2 rRNA genes are annotated in these 306 nt (G+C 44.4%); both read left to right on the forward strand.

The window, feature by feature from the left end:
- Positions 1-119, forward strand: a 23S ribosomal RNA gene (locus AC1DKZ_RS33195); the annotation flags it as partial.
- A 50-nt stretch (positions 120-169) separates the two neighbouring features.
- Positions 170-285: ribosomal RNA gene (rrf, locus tag AC1DKZ_RS33200) — 5S ribosomal RNA — on the forward strand.
- Positions 286-306: the final 21 nt, after the last annotated feature.

The following is a 306-nucleotide window of genomic DNA, read 5'->3' on the forward strand; positions in this document are numbered from 1 at the left end:
AAGCTAGTAAGATCCCAAGCTAGTAAGATCCCTGAAAGATGATCAGGTTGATAGGTTCGAGGTGGAAGCATGGTGACATGTGGAGCTGACGAATACTAATAGATCGAGGACTTAACCATATAATATGAAGCAAATGTTATCTAGTTTTGAAGGAATATACCTTCAATAGTTTGGTGATGATGGCAGAGAGGTCACACCCGTTCCCATACCGAACACGGAAGTTAAGCTCTCTAGCGCCGATGGTAGTTGGGACCTTGTCCCTGTGAGAGTAGGACGTCGCCAAGCAACTTTAAGACGAGTCAGAAT

This window comes from Bacillus sp. 05T21 (assembly GCF_056396785.1).